Raw genomic sequence first — 26,999 nt, 5'->3', positions numbered from 1 at the left:
TGTTATTACAGCAATGGCGAGCAATTGCATGGTGAATTCGCATCCACTTTATCGCTGTTTTTCTGCGGTAAGTACCAGCTTTCCAATCCATCTTGAAGTTGGTTTGCCGCTTTTGATGGGGACAGCTGACCTGACATCACGCTGGCACTGGTTTCCCAAATTTCTAGCTCTAGGTTTGGCTCACCACGAGATAGCACTTGGGCTGAGTTTCGGATGGTTGAGTCGCATCGGTCACGCCAAGACATCATCTCTTGTGCAATTGGGTTCTTCACATCAAAGAAATGATTAGACAGTGAAAAGAAACCTGAGATTTCATTGGTGAGCAACTCAGCAAATTCTGCTGTGGTCATCCATTTTAGGAACAGCTCAGCCGCTTCCTGATTTTGTGATTTTGAGTAGATACCCATGCCTAAATCGGTGTGATCACTGAAGTAACAAGCATCGCCTTTCTTTTCAATAGGCGGCGGGAATACACCCATGTCGACTTTGCCTGCAAACGTGCCAATGTCCCATGAACCCGCCGGGTAGATAGCGGCCTTGCCGTTAGCAAATGCTTCAATGGAATCGTTGTAGCCGCGCTGGTCGAAATCTTCGCCCATGTAGCTTGACCACTTCGCGAGCTCACGGAATGTTTTGCGGTACGGCTGACTGTCCATACGCTCTTTGCCCGTTAACAAGGCATCACGGCCGTCTTCGCCTTTCCAGTGTGTAGGACCAATGTTTTGAAAGCCCATTGTGGCGGCTTCCCACTTGTCTTTGGTGCCCATTGCGAGCGGCAAGTAACCTGCACGTTTTGCTTTTTCTAATGCCCAGTAGAAATCGGCGTTGGTGACGGGTTCGTTCACACCAATTTCTTTAAAGATGTCTTTGTTATAGAAAAAGCCATGGATAACCGATGCCATTGGCAGGCAGAACGTTTGTGCGCCTGAATCGGTTTGCCAAGGAGAAAGCGCAAAGCTTGGGAAGTTTTCCATGCCTTCCATTTCAGTCACTTCTTTTAGCAAACCACGATTGAACAGCGCTTGAGAACCATCAAACGGACGGCAAGCAATCAAATCGCCAGCGCTACCTTGTTCAAAACGCTTCTCCATGTCTCCGTTCCATTTAGACGCATCGAGATCCGGTGGTGAGCGATATTCAACTTTTATGCTTGGGTAGTGTTTGTTAAATGCGGGAATGATTTTCTCATTCCACACTTTGTCATCAGAACGCCAAGAATCAATGATCAGTGTCGACTGAGCATTTGCGAAAAAGGATGCCGCCAGAGTGATCGCGGCAAGGGAAAATAGTTTGTTGGTTTTCATGGTCAAATCCTTACACGCGGAAGTTAGCAATCAGGCGTTGTTGTTCCTGAGCCAAAGTGGCCAGTGATTCACTGCTAGTGGCTGAAGCTCTAGCGTCCTTCTCCGACTCATAAGCCACGTGAGCAATGCCATTGATGTGTTCGGCAACTTCATGGCTTACTTTGATTTGCTCTTCCGTTGCTTGTGCGACGTGTACGGCCATTTCTTGAATCGCTTCCATTCGTGCCACGATGTCTTGCAGTGTTTCGTCAGTCAGGCGTGTTTGCGTCAAACAATCATCCATCTGCTTTTGGCTTGTGTTCATGGTGTCAGCCATGCGCGACGCGTTGCCTTGCAGGTTATTGATCATCTGCTGAATTTCTTCAGTGGATTGCTGGGTACGTGTTGCAAGCGCGCGAACTTCATCCGCAACCACGGCAAAGCCACGACCATGCGAACCCGCGCGAGCCGCTTCGATGGCAGCATTTAGGGCAAGCAGGTTGGTTTGTTCTGCGATATCTTGAATGACATGCAAGATTGAGCCGATGTTGTTGGAGTACTGGTTTAGCTCTTGTGTGTTAGAGACCGCTTCGCTGATGTTGCTAGAAAGCTGCTCAGTCAACTGACGGCTCAGTGATACTTGGGTTCTTCCGCTATTGGCTGTCTGGTTAGTGTTTTCGACTTCAGCAACTGTCAGCTCAGTTGAACGCGCAATCTCCTTGGCGCTGACTTCCATTTCAGAAATGGCAGCGGCAACTTGGTCGGTGCGAGACTTTTGATCCTCAACGCGGGTACGTGAACTTTCACTCACGCTGGCGGCACGGCTGGCTTCATCAAGCAGGTGCTGTGCGCCTTCTCCAAATTTTGCCAAGGTGCCAGACATGGTGTTGGCTAACATATCGATTGAGCGGCTCAGTTCACCAAACTCATCGTCGGTTTGGTAGTTGGCGCGTGTTCGCATGTCGCCATCTGTCATACGAGCGAGGACATTGCTGATCAACGCCAATGGCTTCTGGATACTGCGAGTTGTACTAATGCCTACCCAAAGACCGATAGCGGCTGCGATTGATGTCATCACAATGATGTATAGCAGCGCTTCGCTGACGGCGGTGTCTGCATCGTTACGGCTAGTCTGCGCCAATTGTTGCGCGTAGTCAGCATAGGCTTCAAGTTGAGACTGAATATCATCCATTTGAGATTCAGTTTGTGTAATTTCACGCTGTAGTTGAGCGTTATTTGACTGCTGGCGACTCATCACATCCAAAATGCCCTGATTTGCCAATGTCAGTTGCTCAACTTTCTTCAAGTTGCGTGAGTAGCGTGCTTTCACATCATCTTCGACAGAAATCAGTTCGAGGCGTTTGAAGGCAATTTCGATGTCTTTCGATAACGTCGCGCGCAGCTTAATCAGGTCAGTGTCTTGTCCCGCGCGGCGAAGCAATTTCATATCACGTGCGATGCCACTTGTAATGAGTTCTGCGCGGTTGTGCAGTGAACGTTTGATAGCCGCTTTTTGCAGCAACAGGTTGGCTGCCCACTGATAAGTGTCTTCTAAGCGAAGAAACTGAAGATCGAGGATCTGGCGCTGTTCAGTCAGCATGTTCGCTTGCTTTTGCAGATCAATCAGTGTGCTGGCTTGTTCAAAATAACGGGTCGAAGCTTGATGGAGTGCATCCATCTGACGGCGCTCATCGTTATGCTGTGCATTCTGTTTTGCTTGATTGAGAATTTGGAAAAAGCGCGTCTTCTGGCGGTCAAAAAGTGAATTGACACGATCGGCTTGCGTCGGGTCATTTTGAAATGTGCGAATGAGAAGACTGGTACGCATTAACTCTGTGATTAGCTCTCCTGACGCAACGACCATTGGGGTCGATTGGTTAGTGATTTGTTCTACTTTTCCTTGCAGAGTTTTGGCATTGAACAAACTAATGCTGCTCAGTAATGCCATCAACACAAACATTAAGGCAAAACCTGCGATTGTTCTTTGTACTACAGACAACTTCATTGCTCTCTCACTTTTCAGCAGTCTCGAAAAATAAAGACTAAAAGTAATGCTGGGTTTTTGTTTTTCACTTGAAATTAATACCCCAAGTGATGACGAAAAATGCCAGCGATTGTGACATGAATCATTATTATCGGCATTAGATGACTGATTCTTTAGATGTATTTTGCGTGATCTGGATCATATATTTCGCGATGTGAATTAAATGGCGCTGAGCGTTTGGTGAGAAAGTAGTCAATTGCGGAGTGGTGCAGCGGTGTCGTCTAGATTTTTGATTCTCAAAAATCACGCACAAAAAAGCCCCAATCGAGGGGCTTCTTAAAAGGTCTCATGAGAGTACTGGCTAGATTACCATTTCTTCTTAGGTGCGAAGAGCTCGTCGAGTTCCTTGTTATCTTCGTTTTTAGGTCGAGCTTCAGCATGGCCTTTGTTGAGCGTTTCGTTCACTTCATTCAGCATACCTGAGAGGTTTTCTTTTGCTGATTGGCAGTAAGCGTCGTTTTTGCTGCTAACCACATCCAACGCTTTCTTCAGTAGTTGTTGTGCGGTACCCATTTGGCCTTTGATCTTCGCATCATTAACGCGTTTGAGTACGTTTTCGATATTGATCTTCATTTGCATCTGTTCCAAACGAGAATTCTCAGAAACAAACGATTGTGTCGGCAAACGGCCCTTGGTGTGCTCAGCCTTGATCACCGCGCGAAGACGTTTTACCAGCTTGAGCATTGAAATGGCTTCGCGATCGCTATCCGGAACGCGGAAAGAGGTCGAATCCTTATTTTGATAGGCCTGTTTGATTTGATTGACCTGCGCTTGCACATCGGCGATACGTTGCGGAAGTGAACGATCGTTTTTATCAATGTCATGCATGGTCTTCAATGCATCGAGAATTTTTTGGTTCAGGCATACCAGCAGGGTGCCGCTATACGGCAGATTGTGTGCGTTACCGATCAACTCTTCAGTGGCGTCAATAACTGCAATATATTTAGCCATTTCCTGGCGCTTGGATGACTCTACGCGTTGTCTCTGCTGGGCCATAATGTTGTAGCCAACAATGAGACCAAGCAGGATGACGCATAAGCCAACGACTAAGGCAATATTCATAAGTGAGCGTCGATAATCCCTGTTAAAACTAAGACGGCCTAAGATACACGATCTGCTAGTATGGTCATAGTTTGTTAGTGCTATTTTCGATCTTAGCTAAATTCTGCCGTTTCGTATTGCTTTTGTCTGATTTAGTGCGTTTCACTACACGTTTATTTGCAAAATTATCATCAAGTTATTTTGGTCGTGAGTTTTGATTGATTTCAGCAATATTGAGCGGAATGTGGGCGCTGTGTAATGAATATGTGTCGATTCGCTTCGCCTTCCTGTCAATACGAGATATAACCTTATTATCTCCTTGGTGTTCTTGATTGTTTCTATGAAATTACAACAGCTTAAATATATTGTTGAAGTGGTGAACCACGACCTGAATGTGTCTTCTACGGCAGAAAGTTTGTTTACCTCTCAGCCCGGAGTCAGCAAGCAAATTCGTGCCTTGGAAGATGAGCTGGGTGTGCAGATATTTGGTCGAAGCGGTAAGCATTTAACCAAACTCACACCGGCAGGTGAGCAAATTGTAGATATTGCCCGTGATATCTTGTCACGGGTTGATGGCATCAAATCGGTGGCGTCTGAATATACGACGCCGGATAAGGGCAAACTGAATATTGCCACGACGCATACGCAAGCGAGATATGCATTGCCCTCTGTCATTTCCCAGTTTGTGAAGCGATATCCCAATGTCTCCCTCCACATGCATCAGGGGGCGCCGAGTCAAATCGCTGACTTCGTACAGAAGGGCAAATCCGACTTTGCCATTGCGACAGAAGCTTCTCATCTCTATGAAGATTTGATCATGTTGCCGTGTTATCACTGGACACGTTCGTTGATCGTTCGAAGAGACCATCCTCTGGCAACACGTTCGTCTGTGTCTATTCATGATATTGCGCGTTTCCCGCTGGTGACCTATGTGTTCGGGTTTACAGGACGTTCTAGTCTTGATAGCGCGTTTGACCGCGCAAAACTCAAACCCAACATTGTGTTTACCGCGACAGATGCGGATGTCATCAAAACCTATGTCCGACTGGGCGTTGGCATTGGTGTGATGGCTAGCATGGCGTATGACAAAGCGTTGGACTCGGATTTGGTGGCGATTGATGCCAGCCATATCTTTGATGCCAGCACGACGCGTATTGGCTTTCGACGCGGTACGGTACTTCGCACTTACATGTATGACTTCATCGAGAGCTTTGCGCCACACCTAGACCGCAATACCATCGACAGAGCCATGCAACTGAAAGATCCGCTCGAATTGGAAAACCTGTTCGGTCAGGTGGAACTGCCCATCAGATAGCCTGGTAACGCGCTGCATTTTACGGGGCATTGCGTATATAATTCTGTCGCATTACCCGCGTGGGTAACCCGTTCTTGTCTCCAATACTGGAAGTGTATCTTGTCCCAGCCTTTGACCTTGCTCACTGAGCGTTTCTCGTCGATTGATGCATTGCTTCAATCTCATACTTCGTTGTGGCAAGGAATGCCGTTTGATTATCTTGATCTGCCATGGCGTGAAACGCATCCTGAACTGTGCCAGTGGTTAGACGCTCAAGATTTAGAGTCGCTTCAAGCGTTCAAAGAAAATCCGCAATGTTTGGCGGATGCCGTTGCTGCTTATCTTCCTGAGGTCACAAATCTGCTTGCGCACTGTGCTATCGACTATGCCAGTGCCACGGATATTGCCTGTGATAGCCATTTAGCGACGGGTATTCCCGGTAGGAAGTGGGAACAAATCTCAGCGTTTAATCGAGTGATGCCCCAATCTCTTGGTGGGCATTGGTTGGAGTGGTGCGCAGGTAAAGGTTACTTGGGGCGCGTTATCTCAGCGTCACGTCAGGCAAAGGTCACCAGCTTGGAGTGGCAAGAGGCACTGTGCCAAGATGGTCAGGATTACGCAGACAAACAGGGGCTTGCTATGCATTTTGTGCAAGGTGATGCCTTTGCGTCAGATTCGGCGTCGCTTGTTCGACATTGTGATCATGCCATTGCACTGCATGCTTGCGGTGATTTGCACGTGACGCTCTTACAGCATAGCGTCGCCGCGAAACCTCAAAGCGTGTCTGTTTCGCCTTGTTGTTATCATTTGATTAGAGATTCGCACTACCAAGCGCTTTCTCGTGTTGCTCAACAATCTCCTTTGGTGCTCAATCGACACGATCTCAAATTGCCGTTACAAGAAACGGTGACTGCTGGGCAAACGGTGAAAAACAAGCGTTTCGTTGAAGTGAGTTTTCGTCTTGGCTTTGATTGTCTCCAACGCGCATTAGGTGTGAGTGACCACTATTTGCCAGTGCCAAATGTTCAAAAGTCGTTACTCAATGAAGGCTTTGAAGCATTTTGCCGATGGGCGGCCAAGCAAAAAAACGTGGTTTTGCCCGACGATGTGGATTTCTCCCACTACTTGGCGCTTGGCGAATCCCGCTTTTTGACCGTGGAAAAAATGGAAACGGTTCGTACCTTGTTCCGTCGTCCTCTCGAGATGTGGTTGGTGCTCGATAGAGCAATCTATATGGGGGAAAACGGATTTGATGTGGAAATATTTACCTTCTGCGCCCGTGAACTCACGCCTAGAAATATTCTTATTCAAGCCACAAGGAAGGCCTAAATGGAACTGAGCTACGAACAGCTCGTCATGGTGGTACTGGCATTGGGACTGGGCGCGTTTGTGCAAAGTTTGATTGGCTTTGGGCTTGCCATTGTCGGCGCGCCGATTTTGATGTTGATTGACCCTTCTTTGGTGCCCGCAACCGTCACTTTGGTCACGCTCGGACTGGCGGTAGTGAATACGTGGCAGTATCGTGGACAGTTGTCACTACGAGGGCTTGGCTGGGCATTTGTAGGGCGTATTCCAGGCACTTTTGTTGCCGGTGCATTATTGGTTTACCTGTCCATTAATGCGCTTGAAATCATCATGGGGTTAGCCGTATTGATAGCCGTGGTGGCGAGCATGTTTAAGTTATCGGTTGAACCAAACAACAAGAACATGTTTTGGGCCGGTTTTGCAGCGGCAGTGATGGGGACGACGACCAGTATTGGTGGGCCACCGATGGCGTTGGTCTTACAGAAAATGGATATCGTTAGGCTGCGTGCTAACTTGGCGGGCTATTTTATCTTTAGCTGTACTATCTCTCTCGCCGTACAGGGCATGACGGGGTATTTCGAACTGTGGCACGCCTACGTTGCCTTGTTGTCTTTACCAGTGGTTTTTCTCGCCTCATGGTTGGCGCTAAAAGTAGCACCAAGGGTTCGCGCCGAATGGGTTAGGTACGGGCTGCTGATTCTTTGTTCTTTCGCTGGGGTAACCACTTTTCTTCGCGGCTTTTCTTAGGCCAACAAAAAGCCGACGTTATGTCGGCTTTTGGGTTGCTCGGTGCGTTCCGTCATCGTCGATGACGAGATATCTTAATCAGGCTTAAAACTTCAAGCTAACTTGCATACCGATAAACTGACTGTCGTAGGGTGCGCCCGCGTCAGCGGCAAATCTTGCTGCATCATGGTTGTTAAACCAAGGGTCGTAGTTCATACGAACATCGGTATCACCTTGCCACCAGTCGGTTACCCAGTAGTGGATATGGCCCACAGGGTTGAGGAAGAACAAGCTGACACCACCTAAGGTATCCGAGCCCATGACTTCGCCGCCATCAGCAACGATTTCTTTCTCTGTCAGATACATCCATTCACCGACTGCTGCACCAAATAGCGGTGTAACAATGATGTCTTGAATAGACGGTACTTCTGCAAAGCTCTCTACACCGTATTCCCAGAAAAAGGTCGACATGGTGAAGGAGTATAAGAACGATTCGAACTCAGTGAAGCCAGAGTGACGTGCCGCGGTGTAGTAAACACCACCGAAATAAGGGTGCATCACGTAGTTCAGGTAATGGTCATCTTTATCCCACACCGGTCCTTCAGAGACGTTGTCCCACCATTTGCTGGCAAGGTTACTGAAGTCACGGTCTTCCGCAGTCCAGTTAGTGATGCTTTCTGGCAAGAATGTCATCAAGCCGACTGTCGCAACACTCAATCCCAAGATGGTATAGGTTTGACCCATCAAGTAGTCCCAGTCTTTTTCTGGGGCAGTGGACAAGTATTTTGGCAAACGGTGAGCGGGAGATTCGTTGAAACGCAACGCGTTATCTGCCGACGGATCTTGCGTGTCGTTAAGAGCAAGGGCATCAAAACCATAGCTGTTCGAGTAGGAATAAGCTTGCTGCTCGAAATTGATGGTTGATGCATCAAAAGCTAAGGCTGATTGAGAGCAGAGCAAAGCGGCCGCAGCCAAGGTTGAGCGATAACGCACGTAGGATCTCCCACACAACAAAAAGCCAAACTATTCAGCCTCGAAATGCTGCCGAAGTTTGGCGAGAAAAAGTGTTAAAAAATGACAGTGGTATTTGGTCGGTGTATGAGACACGTCCATGATAACCACGCTGAAGCATGGGAGTCATAACCGAAACAAAGTGCTAATTGTGAGGCACTCACAAATAAGCCGCTAATCATAGCAACGGAAAGGGTTATATTTCCACCAAAAACTAGACATTCGTCTCTATTTTAATTTGGCTGTATCTATGGTGATCAACTTTAGTGCGAGGTGTGACGAAGGATTTGGCTCGCAAGTGAGGCCTGGTAGTTTGATTGAGTTGTCAGTAACGCTTGCCATCATTCAATGTATTGCCCACGCTTAGACATCATGAATATCGCTTGTTGCGATAGAACTAAGTGTCTGTGCATAATGGTTTTACACCGTCGCTTATAAGGAGATATCAGTGGGACAGAGCAAACTTCGAGTCGCAATGCTAAGCACTGGCGAGGAAGTGCTTCATGGTGATATCACTGATACCAATGCAGCTTGGTTATCGAGACGCTGCTTTGAAGAAGGCTTTGCGCTACACCGTCGTGTGACTGTGGGTGATGCGGTTGATGACATCGCTATAGAGCTTGTTCGATGCAGCCAAGTATCCGATGTGGTGATTGTGAATGGTGGCTTAGGGCCGACCACTGATGATCTCACGACCGAAGCGATGGCGATGGCGATGGATGTTGATCTTGAGTTGAATAACCATTGGCTCACAGAACTGAAAGCACGGTTTGAGAAAAACGGTAAGACCATGCCGAAGAGCAACATTAAACAAGCCATGCTGCCCGAAGGCGCAGAGCTGGTGGATAACCCTGTTGGTAGTGCGTGTGGTTTTGCGGCCACGCTGAACGACTGTTTGTTCTTCTTTACTCCAGGTGTGCCAAGTGAATTCAAGCACATGTTTGACAATGAAATTGTGCCGCGTCTTCAAGCGGGTTTCCCGAACACCACGAAGCAAGAGATTCAGCGTTTATATACCTTCGGCTTCTCTGAATCACTGCTTAACGACAAGTTAGAAACTCTGTCGCTGCCTAACGAATTCGAGCTGGGTTACCGCTCTTCGTTACCATTTATTGAAGTGAAACTGTTTTCACCTCGTCAGCACAGCGATATCTCTCTGATCACCGACGCGATCCGTAATGTGTTGGGCGATCGTTTGGTGGGTGATGGTCAACCCATGTTGGCGTCTGTTGGTCAGCTTCTTGAACAAAGCAAAATGACCATTTCCGTTGCGGAAAAATTCTCTGGTGGGTATCTCGCCAATTGGCTCAATCAAGCAGAACCAACCAAAGAAGCGTTTGTTCAAGGTTGGGTGTTGAGTGAATCAAGCCTGGTTGCCGATGGTGATTATAATCCGTTAGCCGCTGTGCTCGCGATGGCAACGGCATCACGCGAGAATGCGGGGGTTGATATCGGCTTAGCATGTGGAAATATGGAAGCGGGTCGCGTTGCTCTTGGGTTGTCAGCCGCAGACGGTGATTGGGGGATTGTTGTGAAGCCGCGCCGTTCTCAAACGAATGAGAACTTCCGTTGTTACACCGCAACTATGTTGTTAGATATGTTAAGACGCTATCTTTGCGGATATGAGATGTTTCCGGATATCGCCTCTTTGGTTATCACTGAATCGCTGCATATTCCTGTTGATGCGGGCGAAAGCGCCAGTCAAAGCGAATAACGCACGTTTAGTAGAACATGCTTTGAAAACGCCTGATACTGTCAGGCGTTTTTTATTGAGAAGAGAAACAGCAACGACTCACGCGGCAACGATTCATGCGGCATAGATACTCAAATTGAGCGTCTTGGCGACGTGGGCAATCATCCGCTGCGCTCGAACACTGTTGCCGGATTCATCTAGCGGTGGCGAAAACGCGGCGATACCGAGTTTTCCAGGGGCGACAGCCAGCACACCGCCACCCACGCCGCTTTTCCCGGGTAAACCCACTTCGAAAGCCCAATCTCCTGAATAGTCATACAGACCTTCCATTGTCATTTCCGCAAGTACCGGAGCCACGTTTTGCGCCGCGATGATTTGCTCATTGGAGATAGGGTTCATACCGCGATTGGCCAGTGTCGCGCTCATGACTGCCAAATCTTTGCATGTCACCAGCGTTGAGCATTGCCGCGTATAAACATCGCACGCTTCCATGGGGTCACAGAAACAATTCCCAGCCGCATACAGCAGCCACGCAATGCCGCGATTATGGAAGTTCGTTGTCTGTTCGGACTCGTTGATTTCATCAGAGAGCATGATGGTGTTTGCGGTGATCCGCCGCTGCATGTCGAGAATGCGAGCCCATCGGTTTTCTGGGTCTGTTGCATTCAGCAAACTGACGCTCGCCATAGCACCCGCATTCACGAGAGGAGAGAGCGGCTTATCTTGATGTTCACACAATGCCATGACGGAATTGAAGGGCAGACCCGTCGGTTCAGCGCCAATTTTTTCACGTACTGTTTCAGGGCCAACATCTTCCATTAGCAGTGCCAGCGTGGCGACTTTTGATATGGACTCGATAGCAAACCCATAGTTACTGTCACCCGCCTGATAGATATCGCCATTGGCGGTCACAATGACCAATGCCGCAAGATCTGAAGGCACTGACGCAAGATAGGGGATATAGCTGGCATTCTCCCCACCCGGCAAGGCTTTAAATTGCGCATAGGTTTCATCAACCAATGATTGCAGAACGCTAGCAGGAGGCAAGGTTCTCATGATGCTTCTCCTTTGCCTTCGCGATGAATCGCTGTCACGCCTTCGGTGTGCGTGTTGGAATCATTTTGCAGGCCGGGATGCACGCCTTCAATCTGCCATGTGAACGGGGCAAAGTCAGAGTTTTCTTCACGCCAATGGGGTTTACGCGCCGCGTAGATGATAAAGGGAATCGCGATGAAAAATAGGCTTAATCCCACCAAAATAGAGATGAACACCGTTGGGCTGCCAACGGCAATTTGGCTCGGCGGGATGAAGCTAAAAGCAAAGGCAATGGCGGATGCTGTGAAGCCAATTCCTGCAAATATGTATAACCCCGTTTTTCCTCCCGGTACATTGTAGGGACGAGGGCGGTTAGGTTGGCTAAATCGCAGATAAATGGCAGCGGAAAACATCAGCATATACAGGGTGAGATAGATAACCGCAGCGAGTTGGCTAAGGATTTGATAAGCAGCTTCGACTGAAGGCAGAACGACAAAGGTCACGGCGAGAAAACTGACGATAATCCCCTGAACCAACAGGATATGGATAGCCATGCCATTCTTGTTAGTTTGCTGCCAAAACCGAGGCATATAACCCGCTTTGGCCACTTCCAATAGGCCAGTAGAAGGGCCTGCGACCCAAGTGACGATACCAGCCAACACGCCGATGGCGAGACAGATTGCCATGATGGGGCCTAAGAAACTTAGCCCTGCCCATCGGAACATATCGAAGTACGCCACCAATAAACTCTGCGTCAGATTGATGTCGGCGCTTGGAATAACGAAGGCGATGGCAAGGGTTCCAAGAACAAAGATCACCACGGTGCCAAGCGCCGCAATACCAATGGCGATGGGGTAAGAGCGTGTGGGGTTGTCGAGGTCTTTGACGTGGATGGCGTTCATTTCCATCCCTGCGTAAAACAGGAAAATGCTGGCTGCGAGTACCACATTATTGAAATTTGATAGATCAGGAACGACGTCTTTCCATTCCATTTCAATCTGTATTTTTTCGCCACTGAACAGGAAGGCAAAGCCTAAAATGATCAGAATAATGGCGGGGATGATGGTCCCGACAATACCACCCCACTTGGAGAGCAGCGTAAATGCAGCCACACCTCGAAAGGCGATAAACGTGGCAAACCAGTAGATGGCTAATACGATGGCGAGGACAAAGAACTTATTCTCGGAAAGCGCCGCATCAAACGTTTGGTCTGGCCCAATGAAGGCCAAGGACACAGCACCAAATGTGAGTGCTGTCGGAAACCATACGCACACCTGAACAAACAATAAGAACATGGCCATAAAAGCCAGTTTTGGGCCAAAGGCCTCACCCACCCATCGAAATATCCCCCCCTTTTCTGGCCAGCCAGTTGCGAGCTCTGCGGCAACTAATGAAACGGGTATCAGAAAGAATACGGCGGCAAAGACATAGAAAAAAACGGAGCTGAGACCATATTCTGCTTCAGCGGGCAGCCCACGTAAGCTGACGACTGCCACGATATTCATGATGGCAAATGTCACCACGCTGATCTTGCCAGCGGCGGCGGTGTTGTTTTTGTTAGCCATTATTTTAATCCCTTGGAGTGAAGGCCACGCGAGGTGGTGGCCTTTGGACTAAATTAAACGATTCGTTAAACCCGACTAGATTAGGACTAGCCGTGGTGGAACGAAGAGGTAGTGCCTGATTTGGCTTGCGGATATTGTTTGAAGTACTCAATACATCGTTTGAGATCTTCAAGCAGCAGAGTGACCATATCTTTGCTCACGCCATGGCGAATCATGATGCGTTGAATCACGGTGTCTTGTCGGTTGTTTGGAAGTGGGTAGGAGGCAATTTGCCAGCCGCGCATACGCATACGGTCAGAAAGATCATAAAGCGTGAAGCCCCAATCACCTTCCTTCAAACTGTAGCTAAGGGCAGGCAGGCCACCTCGGCCGTTGTAGAACAGATCGAAAGGCCCGAGTTTGGCGATTTCGTCTGCCAGCCATTGCGCAGTGCTTAAGCAAGACTCTTGAATGCCCTTGTACCCTTCAAAGCCTAAACGCAGAAAATTGTAGTATTGCGCCACGATTTGCCCGCCTGGACGCGAGAAGTTGAGTGCAAACGTCGGCATGTTTCCGCCAAGGTAATCAACATTAAATACCAATTCATCGGGCAGATGTTTTTTGTCTCGCCATATCACCCAGCCTACACCGAGCGGGGCTAAACCGTATTTGTGACCGGAACTGTTGATAGAAACGACACGTGGCAGACGAAAATCCCATTTCAGTTCAGGGCTGACAAAGGGGGCAATAAAACCACCGGATGCGCCGTCAACATGAATCGGGATGTCTAGCCCTGTCTTTGCTTGGAGTTCATCAAGCTTTTGCGATATCACCTCTACGGGTTCGTAAACGCAGGTGTAGGTCACACCAAGGGTAGGGACGACACCAATGGTGTTTTCATCGACATACTGAGAGAGCTTGTCGGGGTTCATGCCCACTTCATCACCATCGAGCGGGATCTCGCGCATTTCGACATCAAAATAGCGGGCGAATTTGTGCCAGCAGATTTGAACGGGACCACAAACAATATTGGGTTTGTCTGTGGCAAGCCCTAAGGCTTCGCGTTTCTTGCGCCAGTTCCACTTCATGGCAAGACCACCCAACATGGCCGCTTCTGATGAGCCGGTGGTCGAGCATCCCACAGTGGTTTCGCTTTCGGGGCTATTCCAAAGATTGGCAAGAATATGGACACAACGCGCTTCAATCTCTGCGGTTTGTGGGTATTCGTCTTTGTCGATCATGTTCTTGTCTATGCACGCATCCATCAATTCATGGACACTGGGTTCCATCCATGTGGAACAGAAGGTGGCGAGGTTTTGACGTGCATTGCCATCCATCAGAAGCTCATCTTTCAACAATTGAGAGACAAGATCTGCGGGTTGGCTTTGTTGGGGGAGAGAGAATTTGGGTAGCTGTTTGCGAGAGAGGGCTTCTTCGTATAGGTCTTCGCAGTTATCGCCATTTTTTTTCTCGTAGTGCAATCCCATCAGTGGTGCTCCTTCATGTGCATTTGAATAAACGCGTTTGCATCAGTGCTTTTAGATAAGGGGTGTAAGTGTTCATACGCACTGATAGGTATAGTTAAATAATAATGCGACGAATGTCCCTTGTTTTGGGCACACAATGAAATTGTATGAATACGGGTTAACCGCTGTTCATTTCCTTCTCTTTATCAAGATGTTTAAGTCAGTTTATCGAGTCGATATCTTCTTTTCACAGCGACGAGCTTGGTGCAAAAAAAGACGCAAAAAAAGCGCGCCTCTTAGCGAGACGCGCTTTCATAGTGGGAATGAGAAATGACTATTTGAATAGGTTGGGTAAGAACATCACCAAGCCTTCGAAGTAGGTCAGAATCATCAATACGGTAAACAGGGCCACCAGTAAAGGCGCTGCCTGTCGGCATGGTGGAGTCTGACCTCTAGCGGTCACACGTCGATGATGGGATGAAACATTGGGTGGGTAGCAAAAAGAGCGCCGCGAGACCTGAGTCAGAGGTTCGCGGCTTTTTTTGCTACAAATGAAAGCTGGTAGTCGAATTCCAATTCAACATTGCCAGAAGGCACTGCGCCGCAAGTCAGGATTTCGCCCGCCGCAACATACGCCATGGCATCTTGCTGATTGACTGAGCCTTTATCGAGTTTGCAACGACAAGCGCCACAAACACCGTTGCGGCATTGGAATTCAGGCTGAAGTCCTGATTGTTCGAGTTGGTCAAGCAGTGGCTGGTGGGTATTACCCACCAGCATTTCGCCATTCACTTTGATAGTGATTTGACTCATAGTTCGAAGTCACCCAAATCATCGATGTTCATGTCGTTATCAATTTGGCCGACAAGGTATGAGCTGATTTCTGCTTCCTGTGGGGCAACCTGAACGTTGTCTGAAGACAGCCATGCGTTGATCCAAGGAATTGGGTTTTGAGACGCGTTAGCGTAAGCAGGCTTTAGGCCCACGGCAGACATGCGGAGGTTGGTAATGTATTCCACATATTGGCAAAGAATATCTTTGTTCAAGCCAATCATTGAGCCGTCTTTGAACAGGTATTCTGCCCATTCTTTTTCTTGCTCTGCCGCTTCTTTAAATAAATCAAAGCACTCTTGCTCGCACTCTTTTGCGATATCAGCCATCTCAGGATCGTCATCGCCGCTGCGCAGAATGTTCAGCATGTGCTGAGTACTGGTTAAGTGCAGTGACTCGTCACGGGCGATGAGCTTGATGATTTTCGCGTTGCCTTCCATAAGTTCACGTTCCGCAAACGCAAATGAGCAGGCAAAACTGACATAGAAACGAATCGCTTCCAGTGCATTTACTGACATCAGACACACATACAGCTTCTTCTTCAACTCATGAAGAGAAACCACAACCGTTTCGCCGTTAATGGTGTGTGTACCTTCACCTAAGCGATGGTAGTCGCTGGTGGCTTGAATCAGGTCATCGTAGTACTTGGCAATGTCATTCGCACGCTTGATGATTTGTTCATTAGCGACGATATCATCAAACACCACAGACGGGTTGTTGACGATATTACGGATGATATGCGTGTAAGAACGCGAGTGGATAGTTTCAGAAAAAGACCAAGTCTCAATCCACGTTTCCAGCTCAGGAATCGACACTAACGGAAGCAATGCAACGTTCGGGCTACGACCTTGAATGGAATCCAATAGCGTTTGGTACTTCAAGTTGCTGATGAAAATGTGTTTTTCATGCTCGGGCAACTTGTTGTAATCAATACGGTCGCCAGAAACATCGACTTCTTCAGGGCGCCAGAAAAACGAAAGTTGCTTCTCGATCAGTCGTTCGAAAATTTCATACTTTTGTTGGTCGTAGCGCGCTACGTTCACCGGCTGCCCAAAGAACATCGGCTCTTTGAGTGCGTTATTGTTTGTTTTTGAAAAAGTGCTGTAAGCCATTGCCGTAAAGATACCGTGTAAAATGAAACCTTAAAGAGGGAGCTTACGCTCCCTCTCGTTTAGATATTAGATTTTGCAAGCACCGCCTGCGCAGTCATCGTCTTGTGCTGCTAGGTCTTGTTGTGCATCGTCAGCGCCATCACGTGTGTTGTGGTAGTACAGCGTTTTCACACCCAACTTGTATGCCGTCAGCAAATCTTTGAGTAGCAATTTCATTGGCGTTTTACCGCCAGCTTGTTTGCTTGGGTCATAGTTGGTGTTAGCAGAAATCGCTTGGTCGACGAATTTCTGCATGATACCGACTAACTGCAGGTATCCATCATTTGATTCGATGTTCCATAACAGTTCGTAGTTTTCTTTGTACTTGTCGTACTCAGGCACAACCTGCTTCAGAATACCGTCTTTCGATGCTTTGATTGACACAAAACCACGTGGTGGTTCGATGCCGTTCGTCGCATTCGAGATTTGTGACGAGGTTTCCGATGGCATCAATGCTGACAAGGTTGAGTTACGCAAGCCATGCTCAACGATTTCACCACGCAGTGCTTCCCAGTCATAGTGAAGCGCTTCTTCACACACGTTGTCCAAATCACGCTTGTAGGTATCGATCGGCAGCACACCTTGTGCATAGGTGGTTTCGTTGAAAGAAGGACATGCGCCTTTTTCTTTCGCGAGACCCACAGAGGCTTTCAGTAGGTAGTACTGGATCGCTTCGAAGGTGCGGTGAGTCAAGCCGTTCGCGCTACCATCTGAGTAACGAACACCATTCTTAGCCAAGTAGTAAGCAAAGTTGATCACACCCACACCCAGTGTACGGCGGTTCATGGTGGCTTTGCGTGCTGCTGGTAACGGGTAGTCTTGATAATCAAGCAATGAATCAAGCGCACGGATGGTCAAATCAGCCAGCTCTTCAAGCTCGTCCAACTCTTTGATCGCACCCAAGTTGAATGCAGACAGCGTACAAAGAGCGATTTCGCCGTTGTCATCTTCTACATTGGTCAGTGGTTTGGTCGGTAATGCGATTTCCAAACATAGGTTTGACTGTCGAATCGGCGCGACTTTCGGGTCGAACGGGCTGTGCGTGTTGCAGTGATCAACGTTTTGAATGTAGATACGGCCTGTTGAAGCGCGCTCTTGCATCATTAATGAAAACAGCTCAACCGCTTTGACGGTTTCACGCTTAATCGAAACGTCTTGCTCGTATTGAACGTACAGGCGCTCAAATTCTACTTGGTCAGCGAAGAAGGCATCGTAAAGCCCTGGTACATCCGATGGTGAAAACAGTGAAATGTTTTCGCCTTTAATCAGTCGGGTGTACATCAATTTGTTGATTTGTACGCCGTAGTCCATGTGACGGACACGGTTTTCTTCAACGCCGCGGTTGTTTTTTAGCACCAGCAGGTTTTCAACTTCGCGGTGCCACATTGGGTAAAACAGCGTGGCTGCACCGCCACGAACACCGCCTTGCGAGCAACACTTAACGGCAGTTTGGAAGTACTTGTAAAACGGAATACAACCCGTGTGGAATGCTTCGCCGCCACGAATAGGGCTGCCAAGGGCACGAATGCGGCCTGCGTTGATACCAATACCTGCACGTTGGCTGACATAACGCACAATAGCGCTTGCTGTCGCATTGATAGAATCAAGGCTGTCATCACACTCGATCAGTACGCATGAGCTGAACTGGCGAGTCGGTGTGCGAACGCCTGACATGATTGGCGTAGGCAGTGAAATCTTGAATAGTGAAGCGGCATCGTAGAAACGGCGAACGTAGTCAAGACGCGTTTCTTTCGGATAGTTAGCAAACAGGCACGCAGCAACCATAATGTACAAAAACTGTGCACTTTCGTAGATTTCGCCAGTAACACGGTTCTGTACCAAATATTTACCTTCCAATTGCTTAACCGCAGCATAGGAAAAGTTCATATCACGCCAGTGGTCGATATAACCATCTAGGATGTTCAATTCTTCTTCGGTGTAGTCTTCCAAGATGTGATGGTCGTACTTGCCCATGTCGACCATCTTACGAATGTGGTCAACAAGCTTAGGTGGTTCGAACTGGCCGTAAGCCTTTTTGCGCAAGTGGAAAATCGCGAGGCGCGCTGACAGATATTGGTAGTCTGGCGTTTGCTCAGAGATCAAATCTGCCGCAGCTTTGATAATGGTTTCGTGAATGTCTTCAGTTTTAATACCGTCGTAAAATTGGATATGAGAACGGAGTTCGACTTGTGATACTGAGACATTGTCTAGGTCTTTGGCAGCCCACTCGATAACGCGGTGGATTTTGTCTAGATCAATGTTTTCCTTTGCGCCGCTGCGCTTTTGGACGGTGATTTGTTGGTTCATTTATCTTGTTCCCGGTATTTCCTTGCCTGAAGACGTGTTTTTGCAAGATTTCACAAGTTGCAAGGAAGAATTGTGATCAATATTAAACTGATGGCGTACGCATCCAAACACTACATATAGGGGGTTCGCCTTGCTTGAGTAACAAGATAGTGATGAGCTGATGATATTGCAAGTTAGCGAATATATGTCTTCTGTGGATATCTTGGGGATGATGATTGCTATGTTAGTGCTTACTAACCCTTTTGTCCTATAAGATGCAATGGCATAGAAAAATGCAATAATTTTTAGGGTACGGATGTAAATAAAAAAAAATATTATTCTTGCCTAGTAATACAAACAGTGATTCATCTTAACTGCATGAAAGTTGGTTATTTTATGTGCTTTGCGGGTGTGACAAAGATCAGAATAATGACAGAATTCCTACAGGACTGTTAAAAGTAAGATCTGCATCCCACTCGGAAGGATTCTGCTCGTCACCAATGTAACCCCATGCCGCAACAGCGGAATACATGTTGGCTGCTTTCGCGGCTACGATGTCGTTTTTAATGTCACCCACATACAAACAGTCAGAAGGTAATACATTAATGAGACCTGCAGCATAGATAAGTGGGTCTGGATGGGGCTTAGCTCGGCTAAGCGTATCAGCGCAAACAAGCGCAGGGGCGTGAGCGAGGAATGGAAAGTAGGGGATAAGCATCTCGGTGAGAAAGCCGGGCTTATTGGTCATTATTCCCCAAGGAATTTTGCGCTCGGTAAGCTCGGAGAGAAGCGTGTCGACACCGTCATAAGGGGTTGTTGCAGTACATATGCTGTTTGCATAGTGATCGATAAATGCCAACCTGAGTTGGTCGAGGTCCATGCCCTGTAATGATTGACCAAATCCTGCTTTTAATAAGCCGCGAGCACCATGGCTGGTGTTGGCTTGAATTTGTGTGTCAGTTAATGGGGGAAGACCGTGATCGCGAAGGACATTGTTTGCCGCGTTTGCCATGTCGGGCGCCGTATCGAGCAGCGTACCGTCTAAATCAAACAAAACCGCTTTGATCTTCCCTTTCATTGAATTTCCTCATCCTTGGCGTGATATTTCTGCGTGAAAAGCTCTGCGTAAAAAAGTGCCCGGTTATTCCGGGCACTGAGTATGAACAATGTAGTTGACGTCAACGTTACGCGGAGACAACCAATACTGGTTGGTCAACGGGTTGTAGTGAAGGCCCGTCATGTGTTGTTCTGCAAGCGGCGTGGTATCAATCATCTTTAATAGTTCTGAAGGGCGGATGAACTTATTGTGATCATGTGTTCCCTTTGGAACAATTTTCATCACATGCTCTGCACCGACGATCGCAAACAGCCACGATTTAGTGTTTCGATTCAATGTGGAGAAGAAAACGTGTCCGCCAGGTTTTACCATGCGCGCGCAGGCCGCAATCACAGAGGCTGGATCTGGAACGTGTTCAAGCATTTCCATACACGTTACAACATCGTAAGTATGGGGGTTAGCATCGGCATGTTCTTCCGCAGTGGTTTGGATATACGAAACACTGGTGCCTGTTTCTAAGGCGTGAAGACGTGCCACGGTGAGTGGTTCTTTGCCCATGTCTAAGCCAGTTACGTCCGCACCTTCGCGGGCCATGCTTTCTGCAAGAATGCCGCCACCACAACCCACATCCAGCACCTTTTTACCAAAGATGCCCGCAGTGCGCTCGATGACATAATTCAAGCGAAGAGGGTTGATCTCATGCAACGGTTTAAACTCGCCGTCCAGATCCCACCAACGTGAGGCCATATCTTCGAACTTTTTGATTTCTGCCGGATCGACATTTTGTGGGGTCGTCATTGCGTATTTGTCCCTAAATTTTTTTGCCATTATAACCGCTTTATAATCAACAGCGAAATGTAGAAAACGTTAGGGGAAGGGACAACGAAAACCGGAGGCATATCCCCCGGTAATGGTGTGTTTAACGGATGAATGAATCGGTAGTAAAGTTATGCTGCGTTGGTAACGGCAACTGCAGCGAGTAGCCCCAACAAAGTGTATTTACCGATAATGATTGCCATACCCACTGCATTGATTGCTTTGTGTAACATAGCGCCTCCTTGTTGACGCTTGATTGCGTCAGAACTTATTTTTCCTTACAAGTAGGAGGGATATTGGGAGACACTTCCCACTCTGATTTTCTTTCTTTTATTACATAGTAAATCGTGACATGCACAGTGTTGAAAAAATGCGCTCATCAAATATCAAGAGAATGTGAAAAAATACGCCTACGCTTCTGTGAGCGATTCTCGCAAATTTTTCTAGCTCCACCTTGCCATTGAACGTTTTTTCGCCCTGTCGTGCGTTAGAGCGCCAGAATAAGAGTAATTCGTGATTTATCTCGGGTTTAGGCTGTGACTCTTGGTCTAGTTTTATGGTATTCTCATCGTCTTGCACGTAGTCATTTTTGACATACTTACCTGAGGGATATTGGCTCCATGAGCGATCTTGCTAAAGAGATCACGCCCGTCAACATTGAAGACGAACTGAAAAGTTCTTACCTCGACTATGCGATGTCCGTCATCGTGGGTCGTGCTCTTCCTGACGTGCGTGATGGTCTGAAGCCAGTACACCGTCGCGTTTTATTCGCGATGAACGTACTAGGCAATGACTGGAACAAAGCATACAAAAAATCTGCCCGTGTTGTTGGCGATGTGATCGGTAAATACCACCCACACGGTGACAGCGCTGTTTATGACACCATCGTCCGTATGGCACAGCCGTTCTCGCTGCGCTATATGCTGGTTGATGGACAAGGCAACTTTGGTTCAATTGACGGCGACTCTGCGGCGGCAATGCGTTATACCGAAGTTCGCATGTCAAAAATTGCCCACGAACTATTGGCGGATCTCGACAAAGACACAGTCGATTACGTACCTAACTATGATGGTACTGAACAGATCCCTGAAGTCATGCCTACTCGTCTCCCTAACCTATTGGTTAACGGTGCTTCGGGTATTGCCGTGGGTATGGCAACCAATATTCCTCCGCATAACCTGACAGAAGTTATTAGCGGTTGTTTGGCATACATTGAGAATGAAGACATCACTATCGAAGAGTTGATGACGCACATTCCAGGCCCAGACTTCCCAACAGCTGCAATGATCAATGGCCGTAAAGGCATTGAAGATGCGTACCGTACCGGTCGCGGCAAGATTTACTTGCGTTCACGCGCGGAAATCGAAGTCGAGAAAAACGGTAAAGAAACAATCATTGTTTCTGAAATCCCTTATCAAGTTAACAAAGCACGTTTGATCGAGAAGATCGCCGAGCTTGTGAAAGATAAGAAGATTGAAGGTATCAGCGCATTGCGTGACGAGTCTGATAAAGACGGTATGCGCATCGTTATCGAATGTAAGCGTGATGCAGTAGGCGAGGTTATCCTCAACAACCTATATTCGCAAACGCAACTTCAGACCTCTTTTGGTATCAACATGGTTGCGCTGGACAATAACCAGCCACGCTTGTTCGGCCTGAAAGATATGCTGAAGTGCTTCGTGAACCACCGCCGTGAAGTGGTGACACGTCGTACAATTTATGAACTGCGTAAAGCGCGTGACCGTGCCCACATCTTGGAAGGTTTGGCGATTGCACTGGCGAACATCGATGAAATTATCGAGATGATTCGTAATGCACAAACGCCAGCGATTGCACGCGAACAACTACAACAACGTGGTTGGGATCTAGGTACTGTTGCTGCAATGCTTGAAGCAACGGGTGTTGATGCTGCTCGCCCAGAATGGCTTGAAGATGAGTTTGGCGTTCGCGATGGAAAATACTTCCTGACTGAGCAACAAGCACAAGCTATCTTGGACTTGCGTCTACACAAACTGACTGGTCTTGAGCACGAAAAGATCCTCGATGAATACAAAGAATTGCTGACACTGATCGGCGAATTGATGTTTATCTTGTCTAGCCCTGAGCGCCTCATGGAAGTTATCCGTGAAGAGCTTGAAGCAATACGTGATGGTTATGGCGATGAGCGCCGTACCGAAATCACGGCTGCAAGCCATGACATTGATATCGAAGATCTGATCAATCAAGAAGACGTGGTTGTTACCCTATCTCACGAAGGTTACGTGAAGTATCAGGTTCTGTCTGATTACGAAGCGCAGCGTCGTGGTGGTAAAGGTAAGTCTGCTACGCGAATGAAAGAAGAAGACTACATTGAGCGTCTTCTTGTAGCCAATACGCATGACACGATCCTGTGCTTCTCAAGCCGTGGTCGTATGTACTGGCTGAAAGTGTATCAATTGCCACTTGCTTCGCGCACTGCGCGTGGTAAGCCGATTGTTAACATGCTACCGCTTGAGCCAAATGAGCGCATCACAGCTATCTTGCCTGTGAAAGAGTACTCTGAAGACAAGTTCGTCTTCATGGCAACAGGCGACGGTACCGTTAAGAAGACACCACTGACTGATTTCAGCCGTCCTCGTAGCGCAGGTATCATTGCCGTTAACCTTCGTGAAGGTGATTCACTGATCGGCGTTGATATCACTGACGGTACACGCGACATCATGTTGTTCTCTTCGTTTGGTAAGGTTGTTCGTTTCTGCGAAAGCCCAGTTATCGATGAAGAAGGCAACGCGAAAGGCGGTGTTCGTGGCATGGGCCGTACAGCGGCAGGTGTTCGCGGTATTAAGCTTGCTGAAGGCGATAAAGTGGTATCACTTATCGTTCCGAAGAACGATGGCGATGTACTGACGGTGACCGAGAACGGTTACGGTAAACGTACTGAGCTTGGCCAATACCCAGCGAAGAGCCGTGCGACTCAAGGTGTTGTATCCATCAAAGTCTCTGAGCGTAATGGTTCAGTGGTTGGTGCGGTTCAAGTCACCGACGGTGATGAGTTCATGATGATCACCAACGGCGGCACCTTAGTACGTACTCGTGTAGCTGAAGTGAGCCAGGTAGGTCGAAACACCCAAGGTGTGACACTTATCCGCACAGGTGAAACTGAGAAAGTTGTTGGTCTACAGCGCATTGATGAGCCAGAAGAAGAATTGATTCTGGACGAGAACGGTGACGTTGTCGTTAATGCCGAGATTGTTGATGCAGAAAGTGTTGAACAAGCATCTGCAGAAGCGCCTGTTGAGCCATCAACAGATACCGAAGAAGATAAAGAAAACGACGAAGAGTAATTCTTCTCTCTTTTCTTTGTTATAGAAAAACGCAGCTTAGGCTGCGTTTTTTTTATGAACGGTCTAAACATCAGGGAACTATAACATTAGGGAACTATGACATCAGGGTAACGATACCTAATCAACCTGAAGATGCCGGACTCTGCGGGTGTTACTTGGGTATAGAGCGTATTTCCCGTTCCAATCCCTTGAGAAAGGTGATAAAACAAATAGCACACTATCTATTCATGACTTTCTACGCGCCTTCTAAGCAGCGCTGCCGGCAGAGGGATGAACTGGCACTATTTCAGAAAGTCATTATTAAGCGATTCAACGCAGGAGCATTCATAGATCATGGAAAAGGTACACAATTTCTCAGCAGGCCCAGCAATGCTGCCACAAGCCGTTTTGGAAAAAGTTCAGGCTGAACTGATTGATTGGAATGGAACTGGCTCATCGGTGATGGAAATATCACACCGTAGCAAAGCATTCTTGGCGGTCGTGGATGAGGCTGAGAAAAACCTTCGTGAATTACTGTCCATCCCTGACAACTATCACGTCCTTTATGCTCAGGGCGGCGCTCGTGCGCAGTTTGCAGCGGTTCCAATGAACCTGCTAGGCAACAATACCATTGCGGATTATGTGGATGGCGGTTACTGGGCGGCTAGCTCGGTTAAAGAAGCGAAAAAATACTGCACACCAAATGTCGTGACAGTGAAAACAGAGATTGATGGCAAACGTGCGGTACTTCCGGCAAAAGATTGGAAGTTAAGTAGCGATGCCGCATTTGTGCATTTCTGCCCGAATGAAACCATTGATGGTATTGAAATTCGCGATCTGCCTGAGACCAATAAGCCTATCGTTGCGGATATGTCGTCGACGATTTTGTCTCGTCCTATTGATGTGTCTAAGTACGGTGTGATCTACGCGGGCGCGCAGAAAAACATTGGCCCAGCCGGAATTACCTTGATCATCGTACGCGATGACTTGTTGGGTCGTGCTAAAGAATTTTTGCCGAACGTGTTGAACTATACGACGCTGGTAGAAAAAGATTCGATGTTCAATACCCCTCCAACATTTGGTTGGTATCTTGCGGGTGAAGTCTACAAGTGGCTGAAAGAACAAGGTGGCGTTGAAGCCATGCAGGTGAAGAACGAGGCGAAGGCAGATTTGCTTTACGGTTATATCGATTCATCTGATTTCTACGTAAACAATATTCACGAGAGCAGCCGTTCATTGATGAACGTGCCATTCCAACTTGTGAATCCTGAACTCGATGAGGCATTTCTTGCAGAGTCAGATGCGCGTGGTCTGAAAGCGCTGAAGGGACACCGTGATGTTGGCGGTATGCGTGCGTCAATTTACAACGCCATGTCGTTGGAAGGTGTTCAAGCTTTGGTTACCTTCATGAAAGAATTTGAAGAAAAATACGCGTAATTACAGCGTTCAATATCATGTTTGAAACCGCCACGATTGTGGCGGTTTTTTTTTGCCTTTGTTTTGGGTTTGTTAAATGCGTGCATTCTTTAAGCAGATGATTGCTAGGTATCACGCAAACGTTTGCTTTTTGGTTGTGTCTGGATAGAATGGCGCGAAAATCTTCCCCACAACCATCACTTAACTATCTGATTGTTCTGAGTAACAGCAATCACAGAAGATGACTTTCAGATAACTCCTTTACCCATTCAGCGTATAGGAGCAAGTGTATAAAAAGCAGGTAATAGTTAATGAACGATTCTCATCGCGCGGATAATGTTCGTCCTTCTGAGCTCATCTATGGTCTTTATGATAGGCCGCCTCTACCACAAGCCTTGTTTGCAGCAGTGCAGCATCTTCTCGCCATGTTCGTTGCGGTAGTGACGCCGTCACTGATCATCTGTCAAGCGTTAGGACTGCCGACCGAAGACACCAATACGATCGTCAGCATGTCGCTGTTTGCGTCTGGCCTCGCATCATTTATTCAAATTCGCACGGTTGGCCCAATGGGGTCAGGCTTATTGTCTATCCAAGGCACGAGCTTTAATTTTCTAGGGCCAATTATTGGCTCTGGCCTTGCGATGAAAGCGGGTGGGGCGGATACGGAAACCATGATGGCCGCGATATTTGGCACCATCATGATTGCATCGCTGACCGAAGTTTTCCTTTCTCGTGTACTTGAGCATGCCCAGCGCATTATCACCCCATTGGTGTCGGGTATTGTGGTGACCCTTATTGGTCTCACTCTTATCCAAGTGGGCCTAACCTCAATGGGCGGCGGTTATGCAGCCATTGAAAACGGTACATTTGGCGAACCGAAGAACTTACTGTTAGCGGGTTCAGTGTTAGCGGTTATTGTTCTGCTCAATCGCATCAATAATCCTTACTTGCGTGTTTCTTCTATTGTTATCGCCATGTCTGTGGGCACCTTGATAGCGTTTGCTTTGGGTATGGTTAACACCGCGCCGACTGCTGATGTCGAATGGCTTGCGATACCAAAGCCGATGCAATATGGCCTTGCCTTTGACTTCTCGTTACTTGTCCCATTGGTCATTGTGTTTTTGGTGACATCATTGGAAGCCATTGGCGATATTACGGCGACATCGGAAACGTCTGAGCAGCCTGTTTCTGGCCCTGTGTACATGAAACGCATCAAAGGTGGCGTGCTAGCAGACGGCGTGAACTCAGCGCTGGCAGCGGTGTTGAATAGTTTCCCTAATTCAACGTTTAGCCAAAACAACGGCATTATTCAGCTAACAGGTGTAGCGAGTCGTTATATTGGTTTCTTTGTGGCTGGCATGCTGGTTATCCTCGGTCTGGTACCGGGCGTGGCGACCTTAGTGCAGCTCATTCCTGAGCCAGTGCTAGGCGGTGCCACTATTGTGATGTTTGGTACGATTGCCGCATCGGGTATTCGTATCATTTCCCGTTGCGAGCTAAACCGTCGCGCCATTCTCATCATGGCACTGTCATTCTCCATGGGCTTGGGGATTGCTCAAAAACCAGAGATCCTCCAATTTATGCCTGACTGGGTGAGAAACATTCTTTCATCAGGCATGGCGGCAGGTGGATTAACCGCGATTATTCTCAACTTGGTGCTGCCAATAGAAGACAAGCCGTCTAGCAAATAAAACACTG

Annotated in this window: 19 protein-coding genes; 7 read left to right on the top strand and 12 right to left on the bottom strand. The window is 47.8% G+C overall.

The features are described 5' to 3' along the window. Nucleotides 1-5: 5 nt before the first annotated feature. The 3 genes from Q365_RS0107440 to Q365_RS0107430 form a co-directional block, all read right to left on the bottom strand. Nucleotides 6-1,304, bottom strand: a complete 1,299-nt coding sequence (locus tag Q365_RS0107440) for an ABC transporter substrate-binding protein (protein ID WP_028022752.1) — start codon at nucleotides 1,302-1,304, stop codon at nucleotides 6-8. A gap of 10 nt (nucleotides 1,305-1,314) precedes the next feature. Further along, nucleotides 1,315-3,288, bottom strand: a complete 1,974-nt coding sequence (locus Q365_RS0107435; protein ID WP_028022751.1) for a methyl-accepting chemotaxis protein — start codon at nucleotides 3,286-3,288, stop codon at nucleotides 1,315-1,317. A 345-nt stretch (nucleotides 3,289-3,633) separates the two neighbouring features. Then, entirely contained in the window at nucleotides 3,634-4,389 is a 756-nt protein-coding gene (locus tag Q365_RS0107430) for a hypothetical protein (protein ID WP_028022750.1), read from the bottom strand. 319 nt (nucleotides 4,390-4,708) lie between these two features. Here Q365_RS0107430 and cysB point away from each other — a divergent pair, with 319 nt between their 5' ends. The 3 genes from cysB (at nucleotide 4,709) to Q365_RS0107415 (ending at nucleotide 7,714) form a co-directional block, all read left to right on the top strand. Further along, nucleotides 4,709-5,683, top strand: a complete 975-nt coding sequence (gene cysB, locus Q365_RS0107425) for an HTH-type transcriptional regulator CysB (protein ID WP_028022749.1) — start codon at nucleotides 4,709-4,711, stop codon at nucleotides 5,681-5,683. 99 nt (nucleotides 5,684-5,782) lie between these two features. After that, nucleotides 5,783-6,991, top strand: a complete 1,209-nt coding sequence (locus Q365_RS0107420; RefSeq protein ID WP_028022748.1) for a methyltransferase — start codon at nucleotides 5,783-5,785, stop codon at nucleotides 6,989-6,991. After that, nucleotides 6,992-7,714 (top strand): sulfite exporter TauE/SafE family protein, encoded by a 723-nt coding sequence (locus tag Q365_RS0107415; protein WP_028022747.1) that lies wholly within the window; start codon nucleotides 6,992-6,994, stop codon nucleotides 7,712-7,714. It abuts the gene before it with no gap. A gap of 84 nt (nucleotides 7,715-7,798) precedes the next feature. On the opposite strand, the gene Q365_RS0107410 is transcribed toward Q365_RS0107415, so the two are convergent. Beyond that, complete coding sequence (locus Q365_RS0107410) at nucleotides 7,799-8,686, bottom strand: DUF3943 domain-containing protein (protein ID WP_028022746.1); 888 nt, start codon at nucleotides 8,684-8,686, stop codon at nucleotides 7,799-7,801. Nucleotides 8,687-9,152: 466 nt separating this feature from the next. On the opposite strand from Q365_RS0107410, the gene Q365_RS0107405 reads away from it, so the two are divergent. After that, a complete protein-coding gene (locus Q365_RS0107405; protein ID WP_245621518.1) occupies nucleotides 9,153-10,418 on the top strand; it encodes a CinA family nicotinamide mononucleotide deamidase-related protein in 1,266 nt (421 codons plus the stop codon). A 93-nt stretch (nucleotides 10,419-10,511) separates the two neighbouring features. On the opposite strand, the gene glsA is transcribed toward Q365_RS0107405, so the two are convergent. The 8 genes from glsA to ubiG form a co-directional block, all read right to left on the bottom strand. After that, on the bottom strand, nucleotides 10,512-11,453 hold the full coding sequence (glsA, locus tag Q365_RS0107400) for a glutaminase A (RefSeq protein WP_028022744.1): 942 nt from the start codon (nucleotides 11,451-11,453) through the stop codon (nucleotides 10,512-10,514). Next, nucleotides 11,450-12,997, bottom strand: coding sequence for a putative glutamine/gamma-aminobutyrate antiporter GadC (gadC, locus tag Q365_RS0107395; RefSeq protein WP_028022743.1), 1,548 nt, complete (start codon nucleotides 12,995-12,997; stop codon nucleotides 11,450-11,452). Before gadC ends, glsA begins: the two co-directional genes overlap by 4 nt. An 86-nt stretch (nucleotides 12,998-13,083) precedes the next feature. Next, complete coding sequence (locus Q365_RS0107390; RefSeq protein WP_028022742.1) at nucleotides 13,084-14,463, bottom strand: glutamate decarboxylase; 1,380 nt, start codon at nucleotides 14,461-14,463, stop codon at nucleotides 13,084-13,086. A 501-nt stretch (nucleotides 14,464-14,964) separates the two neighbouring features. Further along, nucleotides 14,965-15,255, bottom strand: coding sequence for a 2Fe-2S iron-sulfur cluster-binding protein (locus tag Q365_RS0107385; RefSeq protein ID WP_028022741.1), 291 nt, complete (start codon nucleotides 15,253-15,255; stop codon nucleotides 14,965-14,967). Continuing rightward, nucleotides 15,252-16,385 (bottom strand): class Ia ribonucleoside-diphosphate reductase subunit beta, encoded by a 1,134-nt coding sequence (nrdB, locus tag Q365_RS0107380; protein WP_028022740.1) that lies wholly within the window; start codon nucleotides 16,383-16,385, stop codon nucleotides 15,252-15,254. The genes Q365_RS0107385 and nrdB overlap by 4 nt, the downstream gene beginning before the upstream one ends. A gap of 66 nt (nucleotides 16,386-16,451) precedes the next feature. Next, the gene (gene nrdA / locus Q365_RS0107375; protein ID WP_028022739.1) at nucleotides 16,452-18,731 is read right to left on the bottom strand and encodes a class 1a ribonucleoside-diphosphate reductase subunit alpha; all 2,280 of its coding nucleotides are present in this window, start codon (nucleotides 18,729-18,731) and stop codon (nucleotides 16,452-16,454) included. 400 nt (nucleotides 18,732-19,131) lie between these two features. Beyond that, on the bottom strand, nucleotides 19,132-19,788 hold the full coding sequence (locus Q365_RS0107370) for an HAD family hydrolase (protein ID WP_028022738.1): 657 nt from the start codon (nucleotides 19,786-19,788) through the stop codon (nucleotides 19,132-19,134). Nucleotides 19,789-19,851: 63 nt separating this feature from the next. Continuing rightward, complete coding sequence (ubiG, locus tag Q365_RS0107365) at nucleotides 19,852-20,565, bottom strand: bifunctional 2-polyprenyl-6-hydroxyphenol methylase/3-demethylubiquinol 3-O-methyltransferase UbiG (protein WP_028022737.1); 714 nt, start codon at nucleotides 20,563-20,565, stop codon at nucleotides 19,852-19,854. A 638-nt stretch (nucleotides 20,566-21,203) separates the two neighbouring features. On the opposite strand from ubiG, the gene gyrA reads away from it, so the two are divergent. From gyrA to Q365_RS0107340, 3 genes are all read left to right on the top strand, one after another. Beyond that, complete coding sequence (gene gyrA / locus Q365_RS0107350) at nucleotides 21,204-23,906, top strand: DNA topoisomerase (ATP-hydrolyzing) subunit A (RefSeq protein ID WP_028022735.1); 2,703 nt, start codon at nucleotides 21,204-21,206, stop codon at nucleotides 23,904-23,906. 333 nt (nucleotides 23,907-24,239) lie between these two features. Next, nucleotides 24,240-25,322: a 3-phosphoserine/phosphohydroxythreonine transaminase gene (serC, locus tag Q365_RS0107345; RefSeq protein ID WP_028022734.1), complete on the top strand. Its 1,083-nt coding sequence runs from the start codon at nucleotides 24,240-24,242 to the stop codon at nucleotides 25,320-25,322. 290 nt (nucleotides 25,323-25,612) lie between these two features. Next, entirely contained in the window at nucleotides 25,613-26,992 is a 1,380-nt protein-coding gene (locus tag Q365_RS0107340) for a uracil-xanthine permease family protein (protein ID WP_028022733.1), read from the top strand. Nucleotides 26,993-26,999 lie beyond the last annotated feature (7 nt).

The organism is Enterovibrio calviensis DSM 14347 (assembly GCF_000621165.1).
Taxonomy (GTDB): domain Bacteria; phylum Pseudomonadota; class Gammaproteobacteria; order Enterobacterales; family Vibrionaceae; genus Enterovibrio; species Enterovibrio calviensis.
The sequence above is the reverse complement of the archived record's forward strand: the minus strand, read 5'-3'. Positions and strand labels throughout refer to the sequence as shown.

Excerpts from the sequence above, each read along its gene's own strand:
- Q365_RS0107440 (WP_028022752.1), bottom strand. The coding sequence starts at position 1,304 with ATGAAAACCAACAAACTATTTTCCCTTGCCGCGATCACTCTGGCGGCA.
- Q365_RS0107435 (WP_028022751.1), bottom strand. The coding sequence starts at position 3,288 with ATGAAGTTGTCTGTAGTACAAAGAACAATCGCAGGTTTTGCCTTAATG.
- Q365_RS0107430 (WP_028022750.1), bottom strand. The coding sequence starts at position 4,389 with ATGAATATTGCCTTAGTCGTTGGCTTATGCGTCATCCTGCTTGGTCTC.
- cysB (WP_028022749.1), top strand. The coding sequence starts at position 4,709 with ATGAAATTACAACAGCTTAAATATATTGTTGAAGTGGTGAACCACGAC.
- Q365_RS0107415 (WP_028022747.1), top strand. The coding sequence starts at position 6,992 with ATGGAACTGAGCTACGAACAGCTCGTCATGGTGGTACTGGCATTGGGA.
- glsA (WP_028022744.1), bottom strand. The coding sequence starts at position 11,453 with ATGAGAACCTTGCCTCCTGCTAGCGTTCTGCAATCATTGGTTGATGAA.
- gadC (WP_028022743.1), bottom strand. The coding sequence starts at position 12,997 with ATGGCTAACAAAAACAACACCGCCGCCGCTGGCAAGATCAGCGTGGTG.
- Q365_RS0107390 (WP_028022742.1), bottom strand. The coding sequence starts at position 14,463 with ATGGGATTGCACTACGAGAAAAAAAATGGCGATAACTGCGAAGACCTA.
- Q365_RS0107385 (WP_028022741.1), bottom strand. The coding sequence starts at position 15,255 with ATGAGTCAAATCACTATCAAAGTGAATGGCGAAATGCTGGTGGGTAAT.
- nrdB (WP_028022740.1), bottom strand. The coding sequence starts at position 16,385 with ATGGCTTACAGCACTTTTTCAAAAACAAACAATAACGCACTCAAAGAG.
- nrdA (WP_028022739.1), bottom strand. The coding sequence starts at position 18,731 with ATGAACCAACAAATCACCGTCCAAAAGCGCAGCGGCGCAAAGGAAAAC.
- Q365_RS0107370 (WP_028022738.1), bottom strand. The coding sequence starts at position 19,788 with ATGAAAGGGAAGATCAAAGCGGTTTTGTTTGATTTAGACGGTACGCTG.
- ubiG (WP_028022737.1), bottom strand. The coding sequence starts at position 20,565 with ATGACGACCCCACAAAATGTCGATCCGGCAGAAATCAAAAAGTTCGAA.
- gyrA (WP_028022735.1), top strand. The coding sequence starts at position 21,204 with ATGAGCGATCTTGCTAAAGAGATCACGCCCGTCAACATTGAAGACGAA.
- serC (WP_028022734.1), top strand. The coding sequence starts at position 24,240 with ATGGAAAAGGTACACAATTTCTCAGCAGGCCCAGCAATGCTGCCACAA.
- Q365_RS0107340 (WP_028022733.1), top strand. The coding sequence starts at position 25,613 with ATGAACGATTCTCATCGCGCGGATAATGTTCGTCCTTCTGAGCTCATC.